The following is an 18,356-nucleotide window of genomic DNA, read 5'->3' on the forward strand; positions in this document are numbered from 1 at the left end:
CATGACCTCTCCCACGCCCGCCCACGCCCGCATCAGCGTCATCGGCGCCGGACCCGGGGGCCTGACCTGTGCCCGCATCCTGCAACGGCGCGGCCTGACGGTCACCGTCTACGACCGCGAGGCCGGTCCCCAGGCCCGCGACCAGGGCGGCAGCCTCGACCTGCATGCCGACAACGGCCAGATCGCGCTGCGCGAGGCCGGCCTGCTGGAGGCGTTCTTCGACCTCGCCCGGCCCGAAGGGCAGGAGATGCGCCAGCTGAGCCCCGACGGCCGGCTCCTGTTCCACCACGTTCCCGGCGACGGCGAGCTGTTCAAGCCGGAGATCGACCGCGGCCACCTGCGCACGCTGCTGCTGGACTCGCTGGAGCCCGGGACGGTGCGGTGGGGCCGGGCCCTCACCGCCGTCGGCGGGCCCGCCGACGGCCCCCGGCTGCTGCACTTCGCCGACGGCGACACCGTCGAGACCGACCTGGTCATCGGCGCCGACGGCGCCTTCTCCCAGGTCCGCCCGGCCCTCTCACCGGCCGTCCCCGGCTACACCGGGGTGAGCTTCCTCGAAGCCTGGTTCTCCGACGTCGAGGGACGCCACCCCGCCGTCGCCGAACTGGTCGGCCAGGGCGGCGCCGCCGCGGCCGACGGCGAACGCGGCATGTTCGCCCAGCGCAACAGCGGCGGCCACATCCGCGTCTACCTCATCCAGCGCGTCGCCGCCGACTGGATCAGCCGGAGCGGGCTGACCGTCGACGACACCGAGGGCATCCGTGCCCTGCTCCTCAAGGAGTACGCGCGCTGGTCCCCCGGCCTGCGCCGCCTGATCAGCGACAACGACGGCCCCTACGTCGACCGCCCCATCCACGCCCTGCCCGTGCCCCACACCTGGGAGCACCAGCCGACCGTCACCCTCCTCGGCGACGCCGCCCACCTCATGCCCCCGCTGGGCGTCGGCGTCAACCTCGCCATGCTCGACGCCTGCGAACTCGCCCTCGCCCTCGCCGGCGCCCCCACCGTCGGGGACGCGGTCCGCGCCTACGAGCACACCATGCTGCCCCGCTCCGTCGAGACGGCCAAGCTCCTGGAAGGCGGCGCCGAGCACCTGCTGTCCGACGAACTCCCCGACTTCGCCCACGGCGACGACACCCAGCCCTGACCCCCGTACGCCGAAGGCCCCGGCCGTCAGACGTTCAGGTCCCGGCGCTGACGCATGCGGCCGTCCACGCCGAGTTCGAGGACGGTGTCGACGCCGATCCGCCCGAGGAACGCGGCGTCGTGGCTGACCACGAGAAGGGCCCCCCGGTACGCGTCGAGGGCCTCCGCGAGCTGCTCGACGCTGGCGATGTCGAGATTGTTGGTGGGCTCGTCCAGGATCAGCAGCTGGGCCGGCGGCTCCGCCAGGAGGAGCCGCGCGAGGGAGACCCGGAAGCGCTCCCCACCGGACAGCGTGCGCACCGGACGGTCGGCGCTGTCGCCCCGCAGAAGGAGCCGGGCGAGCTGGTTGCGGATCGTGCCCGCCGGCGTCCCGGGGGCGACCGACTGGACGTTCGCCATCGCGCTCGCCGCGTCGTCGAGCCCGTCGAGACGCTGCGGGAGGTGGCCGACGAGCTCGGTCAGGAGCCGCCCGTGGGGCCGATCGGGCGCGGGAGCCGTGCCGCGCACCAGGTGCTCGATCAGGGTGGACTTCCCGGTGCCGTTCGCCCCGACGAGCGCGACCCGCTCCGGCCCCTGGATGACGAACGTGCGCTCCTGGTCGTGCAGCTCCGCCAGGCGCCTTCCGCGCGGGACGCCGGGATCGGGCAGGACGAGGCTGATGTGCTCCTCCTCGCGGACGCGGGCGTCGGCGGCGTCCACCGCGGCCTGGGCCGCCTGGACCTTGTCGTCGAGCGTCGAGCGCAACGAACCCGCGGACGCCTGGGCCTTGCTGGCGCGGTTGCCCGCCAGGATCTTCGGGATGCCGCCGTCCCTCTGGGTCTTCTTCGCGGTGCGCTCCCTGCGCGCCAGCTTCGTCTCGGCCTCGACGCGCTGCCGCTTCTCGACCTTGAGCGCCTGCTGGGCCGACCGCGCGGCCTGGACCGCCGCCGCCTGCTCCTGCTCCCGGTGCTCCTTCCACGCGCTGTAGGGGCCGCCGAAGGTGTCGAGGGTGCCGCCGTACAGCTCGGTGGTGTTCTCCATGTGCTCCAGCAGTTCGAGGTCGTGGCTGACCACGACGAGGGTCCCCGGCCACTGGTCGACGAAGTCGGCCAGCTTGGCGCGGGTGGGCCGGTCGAGGTTGTTGGTGGGCTCGTCGAGCAGCGTGATCGGAGTGCGCCGGATGCGCAGGCCGGTGATGGCGATGAGCATCGCCTCTCCCCCGGAGACCTCGGCGACGCGGCGGTCGAGGTCCGCGGCGGTGAATCCGATCTGGTGCAGGGCCTCGTCGGCGCGGGACTCGATGTCCCAGTCGTCGCCGATCGTGTCGAAGTGACGCTCGTCGACGTCGCCGGACTCGATGGCCCTCATCGCGGCGATGATCCCGTCGATGCCGAGGAGCTCGGCGATCGTCGTCTCCCGCCGGAGCGTGAGCGTCTGAGGCAGGTAGCCGACCTCGCCGACGGTGTCGATCTGGCCGGCGGTCGGCCGCAGGATGCCGGCGACGAGCCGCAGCAGCGTGGACTTCCCGGCGCCGTTGCGCCCGATCAAGCCGGTCCTTCCCGTGCTGAAGGTGCCGTTGACGCCCGAGAGCGCGACGGTGCCGTCCGGCCATTCGAAGGTCAGATCGCGGAAGGTGACGGCGGACTTCATGGACATGGCTGGTGTTTCCCTTCTTCCGTCAGCCGCGGAGGGACGCGACGGGGATCTGTTCGGTGTGGACGGGAGCGGCGAGCCGGTCGCCGCTGTCGTCGAGGAGCGGCCCGGCGGCGAGCGCCGTGGCGCTCGCCCTGCTGTGAGCGTGGCAGTGAGCGCGGCGGTGGCGGGCGCGGGAACGCGACCTGCGGTGCTGCATGGCATGGCCTTTCGTGAACGGCTTCGAACGCCGGCGGGAACGGCGGGACGACCGACCACGGGCCGTGAGTCACCGCGGCGAGAGCTTCGATCAGGGCTGCCGGGGGTGCCGTCCGCCCGCGGCGCGGGGCCGCAGCCCGGAACCGGGCGAAGGACGGACGGGCAGGGGCAGGATCGACGTCGCGCGTTCGCAGGCGCAGAACGGGAACCGGGGTCGGTGCGGTGCGAACGTGCCGGCAGGCTTCACGCAGAGGTGTCAACGCCTCGGGCGGGCGGACTCACACTGCTGCTTCAGGAGAACGGTCGTTCACCGTCGTGGGCGTCGGGCCCACGCGGATGAAAGCCACCGGCAGTTCGGTGGCTAGATTCTGTCGACCTCGATCTCCATGACACCGATCGTAACAAGGATTCCGTACGAGTTCGAACCCGGACGTCCAAGGACGGCGGGTGGCGGACGGAACGCCGGCAGGGGCGCCGTCGGCGCCGGCCCCCGGTGAGGCCGGGCACCGGGCGCGGCGGCGAGGTGGCGGCGCAGGCGCTTCCGTTCAGCCGCGGCGCGGCCGAGGGGATGCCGATGGGATGACGTGTCAGTGGTGCCTGTCGCGATGGTGTTCGGCGAGGCGGGTGAGCAGGTCGATCAGGGTACGCCGGTCGGCTTCGGGCAGCGGGGCGAGGAACTCGTCCTGGGCGGCGGCGATCAGCCGGTCGAGGTGGACGAGTTGCCTCCGGCCCGCCGCGGTGATGGTGACGACGTTGCGCCGGCGGTCCTCCGGGTCGGGCGCGCGCTCGAGGAACTGCCGTTCGGCCAGGTCGTTGACGGTCGCCACCATGTCGCTGCGGTCGATGCCGGTACGCCGGCCGAGGGCGGCCTGGCTGGCCGGGCCGTACTCCTCCAGCGCGGCGAGCAGGGCGTAGTGGTAGCGCCGGACGCCGGCCTGGGCGAGCGCCTGGTCCACGATCCGGTTGGCGTTCAGTGCCGCCTGGTTGGTCAGCCTGCTCGGCAGCCCGCGCAGCCGCTCGGGCGGCGGCGTTCCTTCTGCGGTCTCCACAGGGTCAATCTAGCAAGTTGTTGGCAGGACCCACGATCAGCTGTATTGTTGGCCACGCCAACGTTGGCCCGTCCAACATTTCCGCTGTGAAGAAGGTGTGGTCTCTCATGAGCACAGCCACCGTCAACGCGCCGGACAGCGCGCCGCCGCCACGAGCTCCCCGCCCCGCCCGTCCCCATGGATCCGACCGTGCGGTAGCCGACCCTGGAAAGGCGGAAGACTGACATGCCGGACACGAACTCCGCGGCCCGGCACGACCTGGGGAGCCTGGGCGCGCAGATCCGCGGACGCACGCTCCTCCCCGGTGACGACGGCTTCGAGGAGGCCTGCTCCGGCTGGCTGCTGACCGTCCGGCACCGCCCGGCGGCGGTCGTGGTCGCCGCCGACGCCGACGACGTGGCCGCCGCCGTCCGGTTCGCGGCGCGGACAGGACGCCCCGTCGCGGTGCAGTCCACGGGGCACGGCGCGTCGGTGCCCGCGGACGGGGCCGTGTTCGTCGCCACCGGGGAGCTGCGGGAGCTGTCGGTGGACCCGCGGGCCCGCACCGCGAGGATCGGAGCCGGCCTGCGGTGGGACGAGGTGCTCGGCGCGGCGGCCGAGCACGGCCTCGCGCCGCTGTGCGGCTCCTCCGGTCACGTCGGGGTGATGGGCTACCTGACGGGCGGCGGGCTCCCGCTGGCCTGCCGCGCGTACGGCTTCGCCGCCGACCACGTCCGCTCGCTCGACCTCGTCACCGCCGACGGCCGGCTGCGCACCGTCTCGCCCAGCGAGGAACCCGACCTGTTCTGGGCGGTCCGGGGCGGCAAGAGCAACTTCGGTGTCGTGGTCGCGGCGGAGATCGAGCTGCTGCCGCTCACCACCGTCTACGGGGGCGAGCTCCACTATCCCGGCGAGGACCCCGGACACGCCGCCCACGTGCTCCGCTCCTACCTGGCCTGGACCGAGGAGCAGCCGGAGGAGATGTCGTCCTCGGTGACGCTGGTGCGCTTCCCCGACGCGCCGCAACTGCCCGAGGAGTTCCGTGGCCGCTCGTTGCTGCAGGTCCGGGTGCTCTGCACAGGGGGCGAGGAGCAGGGCGCGCGGCTGGTGGAGCCGCTGCGCGCGCTCGGCCCCGGTAAGGACACCTGCGGCCCCATGCCGTACGCGCAGATCACCGAGATCTACCAGGACCCCAAGAACCCGGTCACGGCGCACCTGCGCGGCGCGCTGCTGCGCGAACTGGACGACGAGGCCGTGAAGGAGCTGGTCTCGTTCGTCGACCCGTCGGCGCCCGGGGGCCCGTTCCCCGGCATCGAGCTCCGCCACCTGGGCGGGGCGCTGAACCGGCCGCCCCGACGCCCGCACGCGGTCAGCACCCAGGGCGCGGCCTTCCACCTGTGGATGCGGCTGCCGGCTCCGGCCGGGCAGGCCGACACCGCGCGCAAGGCCGCCGACGAGGTGCTGGAGCGGCTCCGGCGGTGGGACACCGGCGCCACGCTTCCGGGGTTCCTGTTCGACCACGACTCGGCTCCCGAACGGGTCAGACGGGCCTACACCGAGGCGAACCACCGGCGGCTGGCCGCCCTGAAGGCGACGTACGACCCGGACCGTCTCTTCCGCATCAACCACACCATCGCGCCCGCCTAGACGATCTCGAGGTTGGCCATCATGCCCATGTCCTCGTGCTCGGCGTTGTGGCAGTGGAAGAGGTATCGGCCGCGGTAACCGTCGAACCGGGTGATGATCTCCACCGCCTCACCGGGCCGCAGCGAGACGGTGTCCTTCAGGCCCGCGTCGTGGGGCAGCGGCGGACGGCCGCCGCGCGAGAGCACCTGGAAGCCGACCAGGTGCAGGTGCACGGGGTGGTGGACGTCGGCGACCAGCCGCCACACCTCGACGTCGCCGAGCCGGGCGGTGACGTCGGTCCGTGCGGGGTCGAACGGCAGCCCGCCGACCAGCCAGCCGTGACCCCCGCCCATGCGCCCGGCGCGGAAGGAGAAGTCGCGCACCCTGACCGCGTCCGACCGGCGCCGGACCGGCAGATCGGCCGAGAGGACGCGCGGGACGCGGCTGTCGTCGGCGGCCTTGCGCGCGACGCGGAAGGCCATCACGTCACCGGTGCGCCCCGAGCCGAGCCGGTTGAGCAGCCTGACGCGGCCGCCGATCGGGACGCCGGAGAAGTCGACGATCAGGTCGTGGCGTTCCGCGGGCGCGATCGGCAGCCGCCGATGGGTGACGGGCGTGGCGAGCAGCCCCTGATCGGCGCCGACCTGGACGAGGTCGAGCGGGCGTCCGTCGTCGGTGACGGCTTCGAGCTCGTAGTGGCGGGCGTTGGAGGCGTTGAGGACGCGCAGCCGGTAGCGGGCCGCGTCGACCTCGTGCACGGGCCAGGGGGCGCCGTTCACCAGGATCACGTCGCCGAGCACCCCGGCGAGGTAGGGCTCGCGCACGCCGGGCCGCTGCAGCAGCGCGGGGTCGAGGGAGGGGTAGTCGAGGCTGCCGTCGGCGGCGAAGGCACGATCGGCGATCATGAGGGGCAGTTCGCGCGGCCCGGCGGGCAGGCCCAGGGCGTCTTCGGCGTCGTCGCGGACGACGTGGAACCCGGCGAGGCCGCGCCAGATCGCCGGGGCGGTGAAGTCCATCCGATGGTCGTGGTACCACAGCAGGGCCGGCCGCTGGTCCAGCGGGAAGGTGTAGTCGCGCGTCAGCGTGGTCACCACGGCGCGCGGATCACGCATGCCGTGCCCAGAGCCGTGCCCAGAGCCGTGCCCAGAGCCGTGCCCAGAGCCGTGCCCAGAGCCGTGCCCCGAACCGTGGCCCGTCTGCGGGGCGGCGTCCTGCGGGCTTCCCGGCAGGACGAGGTCGGTGGGGTATCCGTCGGAGCCGGCGGGGGTCCGTCCGCCGTGCAGGTGCACGACGGTCGGCACGGGCAGCTCGTTGCGGTGCGTGACGGTGACGGGCCTGCCGCGGCGCGACTCGATCGTCGGCCCCGGGAAGGTGCCCTCGTACGTCCACAGCGGCGTCCTGACGCCGGGCAGGATCTCCGCAGCCGTCTCCCGCTGGGTGATCTCGTAGCGGTCGGCGCCGCCCGACGTGCCGACCGGCTTCAGCACGGGCGGGATCGGCAGCGGCACCTGGAAGGGCGGCGGCAGCGGCACGGCGCTGCGTAGTCCGGCGCCGGTGACCGCCGGGCGGCGGGCCAGCGCGGCCGAGGCCGACAGCCCGGTGGCCGCCATCAGGGCGAGCGCCCCGCCGATGCCCAGGGCGTGCCGCCTGGTCAGGCCGGGGTCCGGATCGTGCTCACGCATCGCGGGCCTCCCCTCGCGTACGGGGCCGCGCCGACAGGGGCCGGCGCCAGACCTCGACGAACTGAACGACGAGCGCGGCGACGGTCATCACGCCCAGCGGGACGTGCAGCCACAGCGCGCCCTCCAGCCCCGCGAAGTACTGCACCGTCTCGGCCGCCACCACCGTCAGCGTGGCCAGGAACGGCCAGGCCCGGCGCAGCCGTACCCAGGCCACGATCGCCACGATCAGCTGCAGGTAGCCGACGGAGGTGACCACGTCCGCGCCGAGCGCGTGCCAGCGCAGGCCGTCGAAGTCGCCGGTCAGATACACCCCGGCGAACACCGGCTGACCGATGATCGCCGCCACGTGCGCGCTGACCACGCCCCGCAGCACCCACCCGGCCGGCCTCGTCCGAGGCACGGCACCGGATCCCAGACTGCCGGCGATCACGAGGGCTCCTCCTCACTCCGAACTCCATCCGTGAACGCACCGAACCTATGGCTCTCCGGTTATCTTGTCTAAGATCAATATTGCTATGGCGTTATGCCCCGGGAGGCATGATGGAGCTGAACTCGCTCAAGCAGTTCCTGGTGGTGGCGCGACTGGAGCACCTCAGCCGGGCGGCCGACGAACTGCGCGTCGCCCAGCCGTCGCTGAGCCGTACCATCGCCCGGCTGGAGAGCGAGCTGGGCGCGCCGCTGTTCGACCGCAGCGGCCGGCTCCGGCTGAACGACGCGGGCAGGCTCTTCCGCGACCACGTCGAACGCTCCCTCGGCGAGCTCGACGCGGGACGACGCGCCGTCGCCGAGGCCGCCGGCCACGGCTCGGGCACCGTGCGGCTGGCGTCGGAGACCTTCCTCACCCTCACCGGCCCGCTGGCCGCATTCAAGCGCGATCACCCCTCCGTCGAGATGGAGCTCCACTGGTCGCCGGCCGAGGACATGGCCCGCCGCCTGCGGGCCCAGGACGTCGACCTGTGTGTCGCCTCGCAGCCGATCCACGGCGAGGGCCTGGAGTCGGCGCGGCTGTTCGACGAGGCGGTGGGCGTCGTCGTGCCCCTCGGCCACCCGCTGGCCAGCCGCCCTTCCGTGACCGTCGACGAACTCGCCGGCGAGCCCTTCGTCACCGCCCGCCAGGGGCACTGGCTGCGCCGGCTGCTCGATCGGCTGTTCGCCGCGAGAGACCTCACCCCCAGGATCGTCTGCGAGAGCGACGAGCACAGCGCCATCGCGGGCCTGATCAGCGCGGGGCTCGGCATCGGTCTCGTCCCCGCCTTCGCCGCCCGCGGCGCCGCGGGCGCCCCCGCCACCTGGATCGCCGTCGACAGCCCCGACTGCCGTCGCACGGTCACCCTGCACTGGTGCGCCGGCAGCCACCTGTCGACCGCCGCCCGGCTGATGCGCGCCACCCTCACGAGCTGGGACTGGATCGACGGCGAGCCACAGGACAAATGATCGGCTCGCACGGGCCGCCGACCCGGACGGCCGAGAGCCCCCTGCCGTGATCGCGAGATGCCTACATATTTCCGTTGTGTCGGATTATGCTCAGGCCATTCGTGAAGTGGATCACACGGAGGTGCTCATGAGGAAGATGACCGTCCGCCGCAAGAGCTCACTGCGCCTGCTGTCCGGCGCCCGCCGTCTCTGGATCGAGTGGTGCTGGTAGTCGCCGGCACGGCGGGCGCCCCCAGGCGCCCGCCCCTGCGGCGACCGGCCCTGCTGTGACCGGCCCTGCTGTGACCGGCCCTGCTGTGACCGGCCCTGCTGTGACCGGCCCTGCTGTGACCGGCCCTGCTGTGACCGGCGGGCTCTCCGGGTACGACTGCCATCGCGACCACGGGCCGTACGCCGGGGTCGCGGCCTTCCTCGCCCGGGTCGCCGCCGACCGTCCCCGTCTGGCGTCCCGCCACCAGGTCGAGCTGTACGCCATCGCCCCCTGGCTCGACCCCACGGCGCGGCCGGCGGCCGAGGAGGAGCCCATCCGGTTCCATCCCGCCCGGCGCACCGCGTGCCTGGCGTACGGCGCCGCGGAGTTCGTGGCGGCCTGGGCCGCCACGCTCCGGCAGCCGGTCACGGTACGGTTCGACCACGTCGCCGACGCCGACGAGACCACCCGCGAACTCCTGGACACGCTGACCCGCCGGACCGGATCGTCCTCCTTGCGGCTGAACCTGCGCGACGGCGGCGCCCGCGAGCCGGCCGGGCCCGATCCGACGCCGGAGGCGACGCGCGCGGCCCTCGGCGACAGCCTGGCCCGCGGCTTCTACCACCACGCGGCCAGAACCGCCGCGCGCGGGCGCGCCTCCGTGACCCCGGAGGGCGACCTGCGGCACTGGTGGGCGTTCACCACCGGCCTGGCCACCGCCCTGGCGGCGCTCGACCGCGCCGCCGAGGCGCTCGACCTCTACGACGAGGCCCGAGCCGCCACCTCCGACCCGAAGATCACCATGTCGGCGGCGTACGCGACCGCGATGCTGTACGCCAGGCACCTGCCCGCCTCCCGGCAGGACCCCGCGCGGGCGCGGCACTGGCTGGAGCAGGCGATCCGGCTCGCCGCCGGGCTGGACGACCCGCGGCAGCGCGTCGTGTCCACCGTCTTCTACGAGCAGGGCGTCGCGCTGCTGGACAGCAGGGCGGGCGAACCCGCGCGGGCGCTGCGGCTGATCGACGACGGGCTGGCCCGGCTGGCGGCGGTCCTCGCCCCCGGTGAGCGTCCGCAGGACCTGGCCCGGCTGCGCCACAACCGCGCGCAGGTGCACCTGGCGCTCGGCGACCCGGAGCAGGCCCTGGCCGACCTCGACACCGTGATCGCGCACGACCCGGGCAACTGCGAGTACTACGTGGACCGCGCCGCCCTGCACCGGGCCGCGGGCCGGGCCCAGGCAGCGATCAAGGACTACGACACCGCGATCCGCCTCGGGCCGCACCTGCCGGAGGCGTACTACAACCGGGCCGTGCTCCAGCACGAGCGGGGCCGGCCGGAGCCGGCGCGCGACGACCTGGAGCGCGTCCTCGCCATCGAGCCCGCGCACCTCGACGCCCGGATCGCCCTGGTCAACCTCGAGATGGAACGCGGTGAGCTGGACGCGGCCGAGGAGAACGCGCGGGCCGGGCTGGCCCTCGCCCCGCGGGAGCCCGCGCTGCTGTGCACCCTCGGTCTGATCCGTTCGGAGCGCGGCGCCCTCGCGGAAGCCGACGACCTGCTCACCCGGGCCCTGACCGGGGATCCCGAACTGGTCGAGGCATGGACGAACCGGGCCGCCGTCCGGTTCGAACGCGGCGACGTGGCCGCCGCCGTGGCCGACCTGGACCACGCGGTGGCGCTGTCGCCGGCGCCGGTGCCCCGCTACAACCGCGGCACGGCGCTGATGCGGCTGGAACGGTGGGACGAAGCCGCCCGCGACTTCGCCGACGCGCTCACCCGGCCCGACCTGGACCGGGCGCTGCGACGCGACCTCCGCACAGCCCTCGCCCGCTGCCGCCGCGCCCTGAGAGGCTGACTGACTGATCACGTACCGTCGGCGAAGAAGGTGAACCGCTGCGCAGCGACCCGCCCTCTCGATGACGTCGTCGTCGTTCCGCTTGGCGCATAGGGATCGGGGTTGAGGAGCATCCGTGCCAGATCGTGCGCCAAGCGTTCTGCGTCTCGCATGGTTTGACCAGGGATGATCGTGCGCTGAACTCCTTCGCGGGTCGTGTTCGCCGGCCTTCGGAGGAAGTTGTGGCGTGGAGTTCCTGACCGATGAGCAGGCTGCTGGGTACGGGACGTTTCGCGGGGCACCGTCGCGGGCGGAGCTGGAGCGGTACTTCGATCGAAGCACACTTCGGACCCTTGCGCAGTTCACCCTGGCCAACTCCGACCATCCCAACCACACCGTCCAGACCCGGGCGCTGCACGCCTACCCGCGCCGACGCAACGCCCACTCCCGCCACCCCGGACACAGTGCTGGGAGTGTTCAACCGTGCGCCCCGGGTCGAAGCCTTGGCGTTGGCAGTAGCCGGCGAGGGCCGGCCAGGCGCAGCGCTGCCATACCGGAGCGTCCGCGGGGACGGGCGCGCCATGCTCGCTCGCTACCCGGCCACCGTCGCCGCGAGAACCGACGAGACCTGATTCTCGGCTGCGGGCCGACGCGGCGTTGGGCAAGTCCACCCAGGTCACGCCCCTGATGTACGGGCGAATATACGAGCGGCTATACGGCGGCCGGAGAGGCTCGCCGTATTCGATTCGCTCCAAGGGGAGATGCCTGTGATCATCCGCCGACTAACCGTCCTGGCCGTGGCGGCCAGCCTCGCCGCCACCATCCTGACGCCTCCGGCCTCGGCCGCCGACACCACCACCGACCTCGGCGTAACCCTCACCTGGGGAGACGGCGACCTTGCCGTCGCCGGCGGCAAGGTCTTCGTCTCCACCGGCGACCAGATTGTTGTCGCGAACACCCAGGGCCAGCCAACCGACTCCATCACCGGCCTGTCTCACGTGGCCGGCCTGGCTGCCAGGCCGGACGGCACCCGCCTCTACGCGGCGCTGGCCGGATCGAACGAGGTGGCCGAGATCGACACCGCCACCCTCGCGATCGCGCGGCGGATCGCGATCCCCGCGCACCCGTGCCCCACCCACCTCGCGCTGACCGGCGACCGCCTGTGGGTGGGGTATGGGTGCGCGGGCCAATGGCAAGGCGGCGTGCTGGCTCTCGACCTGTCCGCGGCCACACCAGCGCCGTCCGCGTTCGGGCGCCGACACTACGACGCGCCCACGGTCACGGCCGCGGGGAGCACGCTGGTGGTCGGTGAGAGCGGCAGCAGCCCGTCAGACCTGATCATCTACGACATCGCCGGTGCCACTCCCGTGCTGCGTGGCGAGGTCGACGGCTACACAACCACCAACTCATTCTTCCGGGACGTCGCGCTGACCGCCGATGGAGGCAACGCGATCTCGGCATGCTGGGTGCCAGCCAACTTCATCAACTGGAACACCACGACCTTTGCCAGCGTTCGCGAGTACGGCGGCAGCACCTACGAGGGGGGACCCCGGTGAGTGTGGCGATCAGCTCGGACGACGCTCGTGTCGCTGCAGGGCGGTTCGGGAGCACTGACGTCGCCGTGTACGACGCGGCCACGGGCGCGACGATCTTCTCGGGGGACAACCCGGCCGGGCTCTCCACCGAGGGCGGCCTCGTGTTCTCGGGTTCGGACGTGTACGCGCTGCTGATGACGTGGAGCACCAAGCAGTTGCATCTGTGGCGAATCCAGGGCCTAGCCACCTAGATTGCCTGCTTCATCCGGCAGCTCGCACCCGCTGGTAGGTTCGCCGAACCGGTGCCAGCGGGTGGTGCCGAACCGTAGCTCGCACCTGCCACAGTAAATCTCACTGATTGCAGGGTCGCCGTCGCGCCAGACGATGGGAGACAGTGCGCTGCCGCACGGCACGTCCTCAAGGAGTAATCGTGATCTTGGCTGAGCGAGTGCGAGGCAGGCTAGCCGCTGAAGCCACCACCGCGAATGGACGATGCTCGCCGAGCCGGGACGGCATCCGTCAGCGCACTGTAGAACGACCAGGCCGACGGGTGGGCGTTCTCCGGGGCAGAGGACGCCCGCGCGAGCCCGGTCGCCGGCTGTCGGAGGCCGGTCAGCGTTCCGCTTGATCCCGGGCGGCGAGCCGACGACGGCCGCCGAGGGGGGAGGCGGTGTCGTCGTCCCCGGTCTGGCCTGTTCGCGCCGCCGGACCGGCTGACGTGACCACCGCGACGGCCAGCGCGGCGGCGGCCAGCAGCGTGGCGGCCCCGTACGTCCATGCCACGCCGGAGGCGAGCGTGAGCCCGCCGAGGGCGGTGCCGAGGCCGATGCCGCCGTAGATGGCGGAAGAGTTCAGCGACACCAGCAGCGCGGCCTCGCCCGGCGCGGCCGTGATCAGCCGGTGCTGCTGCGGCGGAGTCTGACACCAGCTCGACGCTCCCCAGGCCGCCGCCAGCACGCCCACCAGAACGGGGGCAACCGTCCCCGACGCGGACAGCCAGGCCAGCGCCCCCATGGCCGCGGCCATCACCGCGTAACCGGCGACCAGGACGTGACGGGCGCTCCACCGATCGGTGGCATGGCCGGACAGCAGGTTGCCGGCCACGGCCCCGGCGCCGTACAGGAACAGCATCGGCCCTATCGCCCGCACGCCGGCCCCTTGCAGGACGGGCACGCTGTAGGCGTACGCGGTGTAGGCCGCCCCCATCCCCAGCACGGTCAGGGGCAGCACGCGCGAGACGGCCGGGTGGCGCAGGACGGCCAGCCGGACGCGCAGGGGAACGCGCGGGTGGCCGGGCAGTTCGGGCAGGACGGCGCGGACGCCCGCCGCGACGGCCAGGCTGAGGACGGCGACCAGCCCCAGCGCGGTGCGCCAGCCGAGGTGTTGCGCGGCGAGGTTGCCCAGGGGGACGCCGAGCGCCGTGGCGGCCGTCAGGCCGCCCACCACCACGCTGAGCGCCCGCGCCCGCGCCCGCGGATCGGCCAAGGAGGAGGCGACCGCGCCCGCGTTGGGGGTGTAGGCCGCCGCGCCCGCGGCGGCCAGGACCCGGCCGGCGATCAGCAGGGGGAGCGAGGGAGCCAGCGCCGAGCCGAGGTTCGCCACCCCGAGGACGACCAGCGCCCCCACGAGCAGGCGGCGCCGGGGCAGCCGGGCCGTCAGCGTGGCCAGCACCGGGGAGCTGAGGGCGTAGGCCGCAGCGAACACCGTCACCGACTGGCCCGCCGCGGCCTCGGAGGTGTGCAGCGCGACCGCCATGTCGGGCAGGAACCCCGCCACCACGAAGGTGTCGGTGCCGACCGCGAACGTGCCCGACGCCAGGACTCTGATCGGGACCTTTGACATCCCCATTCACCTTTCGGGAAGGCCCTCGCACGAGAGCGCGTGGTTCAAAGGCGGGCGTACCGCTGGCGCATGCGCGCCGCCGCGCCGGGAGGAGCGGCCGCCACCAGGTCGGCCACCGACTGGGCGGCCAGCTCGCGGCGCCAGGCCAGCTCGGCCTTGCGCATGGCGGCGGCCACCCCGCACGGACGGGCGAACTCCGGCGAAGGCTCCACCCCGCGCTGCCGGATCTCGGTGCAGCGGAACGCCTCGTCGGGCCCTTCCAGCGCGGTCACCACGTCCATCAGCGTGATCCGCTCGGGCGGCCTGGCCAGCAGGAACCCCCCCTTGGCGCCGGGCGTGGAGGTGAGGATGCCCGCCCTGACCAGCGCTTGGAGTCTCTTCTTCAGGTACGCGGGGGGCAGTTCGAACAGTGTCGCGAACTTCGCCGTCGACACCGGCTCCTCCCCCAGCCAGGCGAGCGTGAGGCAGCAGTGCAGCCCCCACTCGACCCCTTCTCCGATCCGCATGAACCGGGATACTACACATCCCGATTGATGCGATCGGGCCGCGGGGCCGGGCGAGCAGGGCGATCTGAGTGCGTTCGTCCAGGCAGAGCTCGGTGAGGGCGCCGGAGATGCGCGCCTTCACCGCCGTGACGCCCGCCGCGAGCCCTGGGCGATGCCGGCGGCCGTCCGTCCTCGTCCCGGGGCCTGCGCACCGGTGGACGTCCCGTGGCCCGACGGCCCTTGATCCGGCGGTACAGTCTCCGCACGAGACGATGGTGGCGCCGGCCCGGAGCCGGCCGCCTGGAAGGAGCCCGACCCAGGTGAGCACGCCCAGCGCGGGAGGGAGCGGCCCGCGCCGCCCCACCATGGCCGACGTCGCCCGGCTGGCCGGCGTGAGCCTGAAGACGGTCTCGCGCGTGGTCAACAACGTGCCGACGGTCGATCCCGAGCTGGCGGGGCGGGTCACGGCCGCGGTGGCCGAGCTGGGCTTCCGGCGCAACGACCTGGCCAGGAACCTGCGCGCCGGCAACACCTCGGCCACCGTCGGCCTGCTCATCGAGGACCTGGCGAACCCGTTCTACGCGGGGATCGCGGCGGCGGCCGCGCAGTACGCCCTCGAACACGACACGATGCTGATCACGGCCAGCTCGGAGGAGGACGCCTCCCGCGAGCGCGCCCTGCTGCTGGAGATGTGCCAGAGGCGGGTCGACGGGCTGCTGGTGGTCCCGGCCGGCGACGCCGACCACGTCTATCTGCGTCCCGAGATCGAGCGCGGCATCCCGGTGGTCTTCCTCGACCGTCCGCCGCGCAACCTGCTGGCCGACACGGTCCTGATCGACAACGCGGGCGGGGCCCGGCGGGCGATCGAGCACCTGGTGGCCGCCGGCCACGAACGCATCGCCGTCATCTCCGACTGGCTGAGCATCTCCACCATGGCCGAGCGGTTCGCCGCCGCGCAGGAGGCGCTGGAACGGGCGGGCGTGCCCTACCGCCCCGACCTGATCAGGTACGGCCTGCACACCGTCCCCGACGCCGAGGCCGCCGTCACGCGCATGCTGGACGGGCCGGAGCCGCCGACCGCGATCTTCGCCCTGAACAACCGGCTGACGCTCGGGGCCCTCGGCGCGCTCAACAACCGCCTGCGGCCAGGCGCGCCCCACCGCGGCCCGGTCCCGCCCAACGCGGCCGGCAGAAGCGCCGCTGCTGGCGCCGGTGTCGACGGAACTGGAACTGGGGCTGGGGCTGGGACTGGGGCTGGCGCCGGGGGGGTCGAGCTGGTCGGGTTCGACGACTTCGAGACCGCGGCGTTCGTGCCGTGGCGGCTGACCGTGGTGTCCTACGACGTGCGCGAGATCGGCCGGATGGGCGCGGAGCTGCTGTTCCGCCGCATCGCGGGCGACCGGTCACGACCGCGGAAGGTCGTCGTCCCCACCGAGCTCGTCGTCCGCAGCACGGGCTGAGCCCCGCGCCGTACGGAGTGCCTCCCCGTCACCTCCACGTTACGGGCAGGTGACGTCACTCTAGACAACGTTGTCTCGCCATGCTTAAGGTTCCCTCAGCCATTCGAGAGGAGCGGTGATGGCGGACCTCCCCCACCCGCGTCGCCTGTGGGCCGACGGCAGCACCGTTGACGTGGCCGGCATCGCCATAACGCGCCTGACCCCAGGCCCTGCCCCCACCGTCTCCACGTCCGGGAGCGGCGGCGTCGTCCACATCATCGGCGCTGACGACAAGACAACGTTGGTACGGCTGGATGTGCCGCTCGGCGACGCCGCAGGTTTCTGGCACCCCGGCGCCGGCTGGGACCGGCACCTCGCGGCCGACTGGATGACCGGCTGGCGCACCGTCGGCCTGGTCGACTCCTCGCCGCTCGGCTGCCTTCACGACAGCGCGGGCCGCGCGATGCTGGGATTCGCCACCGACCGCCTCGTCCCCACGACCCGCCTGCGGTACGGCGTCGGGGAGCGCACCGGGAGGTTCGGCGTCTGGCTCGCGATGGACCTGCGCCCCGGCGAGCGCTGCCGGATCCGCGTCGCGGCCGGGAACGAGCAGGTCATGCGGACGGTACGGTCGCTGGTGCGCTGGCAGTCCTGCACCACCTCCGACGGCCTCGCGTCCGCCACCCACAACGCCGCGCCCCCGACCGACGCCCCCGCAGCCCCGACCGGCGGTTCTCCGGCCCGCGACGGTGGCTTGCCGGGGGCGGTCGGCGGCTTCTCGGTCCCGGAGGCTGGGCGTGTCCCGGCCTACTCGACCTGGTACTCCTTTCACCAGGAGGTCAGCGCGGCCGCCGTCGAGACGGAGGCCGGGCTCGCGGCCGGGCTCGGGTGCGGGCTGCTCATCCTCGACGACGGCTGGCAGCGCGGCGCGCACGGCGGCGGCTACGCCGGGTGCGGCGACTGGGAGCCCGACCCGGAGAAGTTCCCGGACTTCGGCGCGCACGTCAGGACCGTCCGCGGTCTCGGCCTGGCGTACATGGCCTGGATCGCGCCGCTGCTGCTCGGCGACGACAGCGCCGCGCGCGGCCGGCTCGCCGCCTTCGCGCCGCACGCCAGGCCGGACTGGCGCTGCCACGTCCTCGACCCGCGGCACGAGGAGGTCCGGCGGTTCGTCGTCGACAGCTGCGTCCGGCTCGTCGAGCGGTACGACCTGGACGGCCTCAAGATCGACTTCCTGGACGCCGCCATGGCCTACGCCGACGACCCACTCCAGGGGGAGCCTGAAGCCCAGCGAGAGCCTGAAGCGCAGCTGGGCCGCGGAGCCCAGCGGGACCGCGAAGCCCAGCCGGACCGCGAAGCCCAGCCGGACCGCGAAGACCTGCCGGACCGCGAAGCCCAGCCGGACCAGCATGCCCAGCGGGACCGAGATGCCCAGCGGGACCAGAATGCCGACCCGGATCAGGGCGCCTGCCGGGATGCCGGGCAAAACGGCCTTCCGCGCCACAGCACCCCCCGCGACTGCGGTCCCGAGCGTGAGCGCCACCCGGGAGACGACGGCGCCCGTGCCGACGTCGGCGAGGCGATGCGGGCCCTGCTCTCCGAGCTCCGTGACCGCCTGCGCGCAGTCCGCGGCGCGGACCTGCTGATCGAGCTGCGCCAGCCGTACACCGGCGCCGGCATGCTGGAGTTCGGCAACCTGCTGCGCGCGGGCGACTGCCCGGCCGACGCGGCGGGCAACCGCGTCAGGACCCTGGATCTTTCCGTTGCCCGTCGGGAAAGCGCTGTCCACTCGGACATGCTCATGTGGGACCTTCAGGCTCCGCCGCAGGCCGCGGCCCGGCAGCTGCTGTCCGTCCTGCACGCCGTCCCGCAGATCTCCGTCAGGCTCTCCCGGCTGCCCGAGGGCCAGCGGGCGATGACCGCCTTCTGGCTGGCGTTCTGGCGTGAGCGCCGCGACGTGCTGACCCGCGGCGACCTGGACGCGGGGCGCCCCGACGAGCTGCACCCTGTGGTCGTCGCGCGTGACGCCGCACGCGCGGTGGTCACCGTCCACTCCCCCTCCCACGCGGCCCGGCTGGACCCGACCGGGCTCGCCGAGATCGCCGTGGTCAACGACACCGCCGCCGAACACGTCCTGCTCGACCTCACCCACCCCGCCGCGGCCCGTCTCGACGTCCGGGACGTCCGCGGCGCCCCGGTCCGCCGCGAGAGCGCGCGCCTGGAAGCCGGCCCGCGCCGGCTGGCCATACCCCCCTCCGGCCTGTGTCTGATCAGGCCGGCCTGAC

General features: G+C 73.4%; 15 protein-coding genes and 1 pseudogene. 9 read left to right on the top strand and 7 right to left on the bottom strand.

Features of this window, described 5'->3' with window-relative positions; genetic code table 11:
- Position 1: 1 nt before the first annotated feature.
- Positions 2-1,147, top strand: a complete 1,146-nt coding sequence (locus tag BMX74_RS25695) for an FAD-dependent oxidoreductase (RefSeq protein WP_055502145.1) — start codon at positions 2-4, stop codon at positions 1,145-1,147.
- Positions 1,148-1,173: 26 nt separating this feature from the next.
- Here BMX74_RS25695 and BMX74_RS25700 read toward each other — a convergent pair whose 3' ends face one another.
- The 3 genes from BMX74_RS25700 to BMX74_RS25705 form a co-directional block, all read right to left on the bottom strand.
- Entirely contained in the window at positions 1,174-2,781 is a 1,608-nt protein-coding gene (locus BMX74_RS25700; RefSeq protein WP_091103289.1) for an ABC-F family ATP-binding cassette domain-containing protein, read from the bottom strand.
- Positions 2,782-2,803: 22 nt separating this feature from the next.
- The gene (locus tag BMX74_RS44340) at positions 2,804-2,977 is read right to left on the bottom strand and encodes a hypothetical protein (protein ID WP_177227516.1); all 174 of its coding nucleotides are present in this window, start codon (positions 2,975-2,977) and stop codon (positions 2,804-2,806) included.
- Between the two features lie 586 nt (positions 2,978-3,563).
- Positions 3,564-4,025 (bottom strand): MarR family winged helix-turn-helix transcriptional regulator, encoded by a 462-nt coding sequence (locus tag BMX74_RS25705; protein ID WP_055502147.1) that lies wholly within the window; start codon positions 4,023-4,025, stop codon positions 3,564-3,566.
- Between the two features lie 225 nt (positions 4,026-4,250).
- Here BMX74_RS25705 and BMX74_RS25710 point away from each other — a divergent pair, with 225 nt between their 5' ends.
- Positions 4,251-5,651 carry an FAD-binding oxidoreductase gene (locus tag BMX74_RS25710; RefSeq protein ID WP_091103291.1) on the top strand — a complete coding sequence of 467 codons (1,401 nt, stop codon included), beginning with the start codon at positions 4,251-4,253 and terminating at the stop codon, positions 5,649-5,651.
- On the opposite strand, the gene BMX74_RS25715 is transcribed toward BMX74_RS25710, so the two are convergent.
- Both BMX74_RS25715 and BMX74_RS25720 read right to left on the bottom strand, forming a co-directional pair.
- Positions 5,648-7,312: a multicopper oxidase family protein gene (locus BMX74_RS25715; protein ID WP_091103293.1), complete on the bottom strand. Its 1,665-nt coding sequence runs from the start codon at positions 7,310-7,312 to the stop codon at positions 5,648-5,650. The genes BMX74_RS25710 and BMX74_RS25715 overlap by 4 nt on opposite strands.
- The gene (locus tag BMX74_RS25720) at positions 7,305-7,712 is read right to left on the bottom strand and encodes a hypothetical protein (RefSeq protein ID WP_218154053.1); all 408 of its coding nucleotides are present in this window, start codon (positions 7,710-7,712) and stop codon (positions 7,305-7,307) included. Before BMX74_RS25720 ends, BMX74_RS25715 begins: the two co-directional genes overlap by 8 nt.
- Positions 7,713-7,849: 137 nt before the next feature.
- On the opposite strand from BMX74_RS25720, the gene BMX74_RS25725 reads away from it, so the two are divergent.
- The 5 genes and pseudogenes from BMX74_RS25725 (at position 7,850) to BMX74_RS25740 (ending at position 12,556) form a co-directional block, all read left to right on the top strand.
- Positions 7,850-8,746: a LysR family transcriptional regulator gene (locus BMX74_RS25725; protein WP_236714617.1), complete on the top strand. Its 897-nt coding sequence runs from the start codon at positions 7,850-7,852 to the stop codon at positions 8,744-8,746.
- Positions 8,747-9,072: 326 nt separating this feature from the next.
- Positions 9,073-10,791: a tetratricopeptide repeat protein gene (locus tag BMX74_RS25730; protein WP_256257261.1), complete on the top strand. Its 1,719-nt coding sequence runs from the start codon at positions 9,073-9,075 to the stop codon at positions 10,789-10,791.
- A gap of 293 nt (positions 10,792-11,084) precedes the next feature.
- Positions 11,085-11,227, top strand: a pseudogene (locus BMX74_RS46335) (IS630 family transposase); the annotation flags it as partial.
- 304 nt (positions 11,228-11,531) lie between these two features.
- Positions 11,532-12,326, top strand: a complete 795-nt coding sequence (locus BMX74_RS25735; RefSeq protein ID WP_143078764.1) for a YncE family protein — start codon at positions 11,532-11,534, stop codon at positions 12,324-12,326.
- Complete coding sequence (locus tag BMX74_RS25740) at positions 12,323-12,556, top strand: hypothetical protein (RefSeq protein ID WP_143078765.1); 234 nt, start codon at positions 12,323-12,325, stop codon at positions 12,554-12,556. The genes BMX74_RS25735 and BMX74_RS25740 overlap by 4 nt, the downstream gene beginning before the upstream one ends.
- A gap of 361 nt (positions 12,557-12,917) precedes the next feature.
- On the opposite strand, the gene BMX74_RS25745 is transcribed toward BMX74_RS25740, so the two are convergent.
- Both BMX74_RS25745 and BMX74_RS25750 read right to left on the bottom strand, forming a co-directional pair.
- On the bottom strand, positions 12,918-14,147 hold the full coding sequence (locus BMX74_RS25745; RefSeq protein ID WP_218154054.1) for an MFS transporter: 1,230 nt from the start codon (positions 14,145-14,147) through the stop codon (positions 12,918-12,920).
- Between the two features lie 44 nt (positions 14,148-14,191).
- Positions 14,192-14,653, bottom strand: a complete 462-nt coding sequence (locus BMX74_RS25750) for an RrF2 family transcriptional regulator (protein ID WP_055502152.1) — start codon at positions 14,651-14,653, stop codon at positions 14,192-14,194.
- Between the two features lie 299 nt (positions 14,654-14,952).
- On the opposite strand from BMX74_RS25750, the gene BMX74_RS25755 reads away from it, so the two are divergent.
- Both BMX74_RS25755 and BMX74_RS45045 read left to right on the top strand, forming a co-directional pair.
- A complete protein-coding gene (locus tag BMX74_RS25755; protein WP_218154055.1) occupies positions 14,953-16,092 on the top strand; it encodes a LacI family DNA-binding transcriptional regulator in 1,140 nt (379 codons plus the stop codon).
- 118 nt (positions 16,093-16,210) lie between these two features.
- Positions 16,211-18,355, top strand: a complete 2,145-nt coding sequence (locus BMX74_RS45045) for a glycoside hydrolase family 36 protein (RefSeq protein WP_091103303.1) — start codon at positions 16,211-16,213, stop codon at positions 18,353-18,355.
- The last annotated feature ends 1 nt before the right edge of the window (position 18,356 follow it).

Source organism: Nonomuraea pusilla (assembly GCF_900109355.1).
GTDB lineage: Bacteria > Actinomycetota > Actinomycetes > Streptosporangiales > Streptosporangiaceae > Nonomuraea > Nonomuraea pusilla.

Excerpts from the sequence above, each read along its gene's own strand:
- BMX74_RS45045 (WP_091103303.1), top strand. The coding sequence starts at position 16,211 with ATGGCGGACCTCCCCCACCCGCGTCGCCTGTGGGCCGACGGCAGCACC.
- BMX74_RS25745 (WP_218154054.1), bottom strand. The coding sequence starts at position 14,147 with ATGTCAAAGGTCCCGATCAGAGTCCTGGCGTCGGGCACGTTCGCGGTC.
- BMX74_RS25715 (WP_091103293.1), bottom strand. The coding sequence starts at position 7,312 with ATGCGTGAGCACGATCCGGACCCCGGCCTGACCAGGCGGCACGCCCTG.
- BMX74_RS25735 (WP_143078764.1), top strand. The coding sequence starts at position 11,532 with ATGCCTGTGATCATCCGCCGACTAACCGTCCTGGCCGTGGCGGCCAGC.
- BMX74_RS25695 (WP_055502145.1), top strand. The coding sequence starts at position 2 with ATGACCTCTCCCACGCCCGCCCACGCCCGCATCAGCGTCATCGGCGCC.
- BMX74_RS44340 (WP_177227516.1), bottom strand. The coding sequence starts at position 2,977 with ATGCAGCACCGCAGGTCGCGTTCCCGCGCCCGCCACCGCCGCGCTCAC.
- BMX74_RS25750 (WP_055502152.1), bottom strand. The coding sequence starts at position 14,653 with ATGCGGATCGGAGAAGGGGTCGAGTGGGGGCTGCACTGCTGCCTCACG.
- BMX74_RS25710 (WP_091103291.1), top strand. The coding sequence starts at position 4,251 with ATGCCGGACACGAACTCCGCGGCCCGGCACGACCTGGGGAGCCTGGGC.
- BMX74_RS25700 (WP_091103289.1), bottom strand. The coding sequence starts at position 2,781 with ATGTCCATGAAGTCCGCCGTCACCTTCCGCGATCTGACCTTCGAATGG.
- BMX74_RS25725 (WP_236714617.1), top strand. The coding sequence starts at position 7,850 with ATGATGGAGCTGAACTCGCTCAAGCAGTTCCTGGTGGTGGCGCGACTG.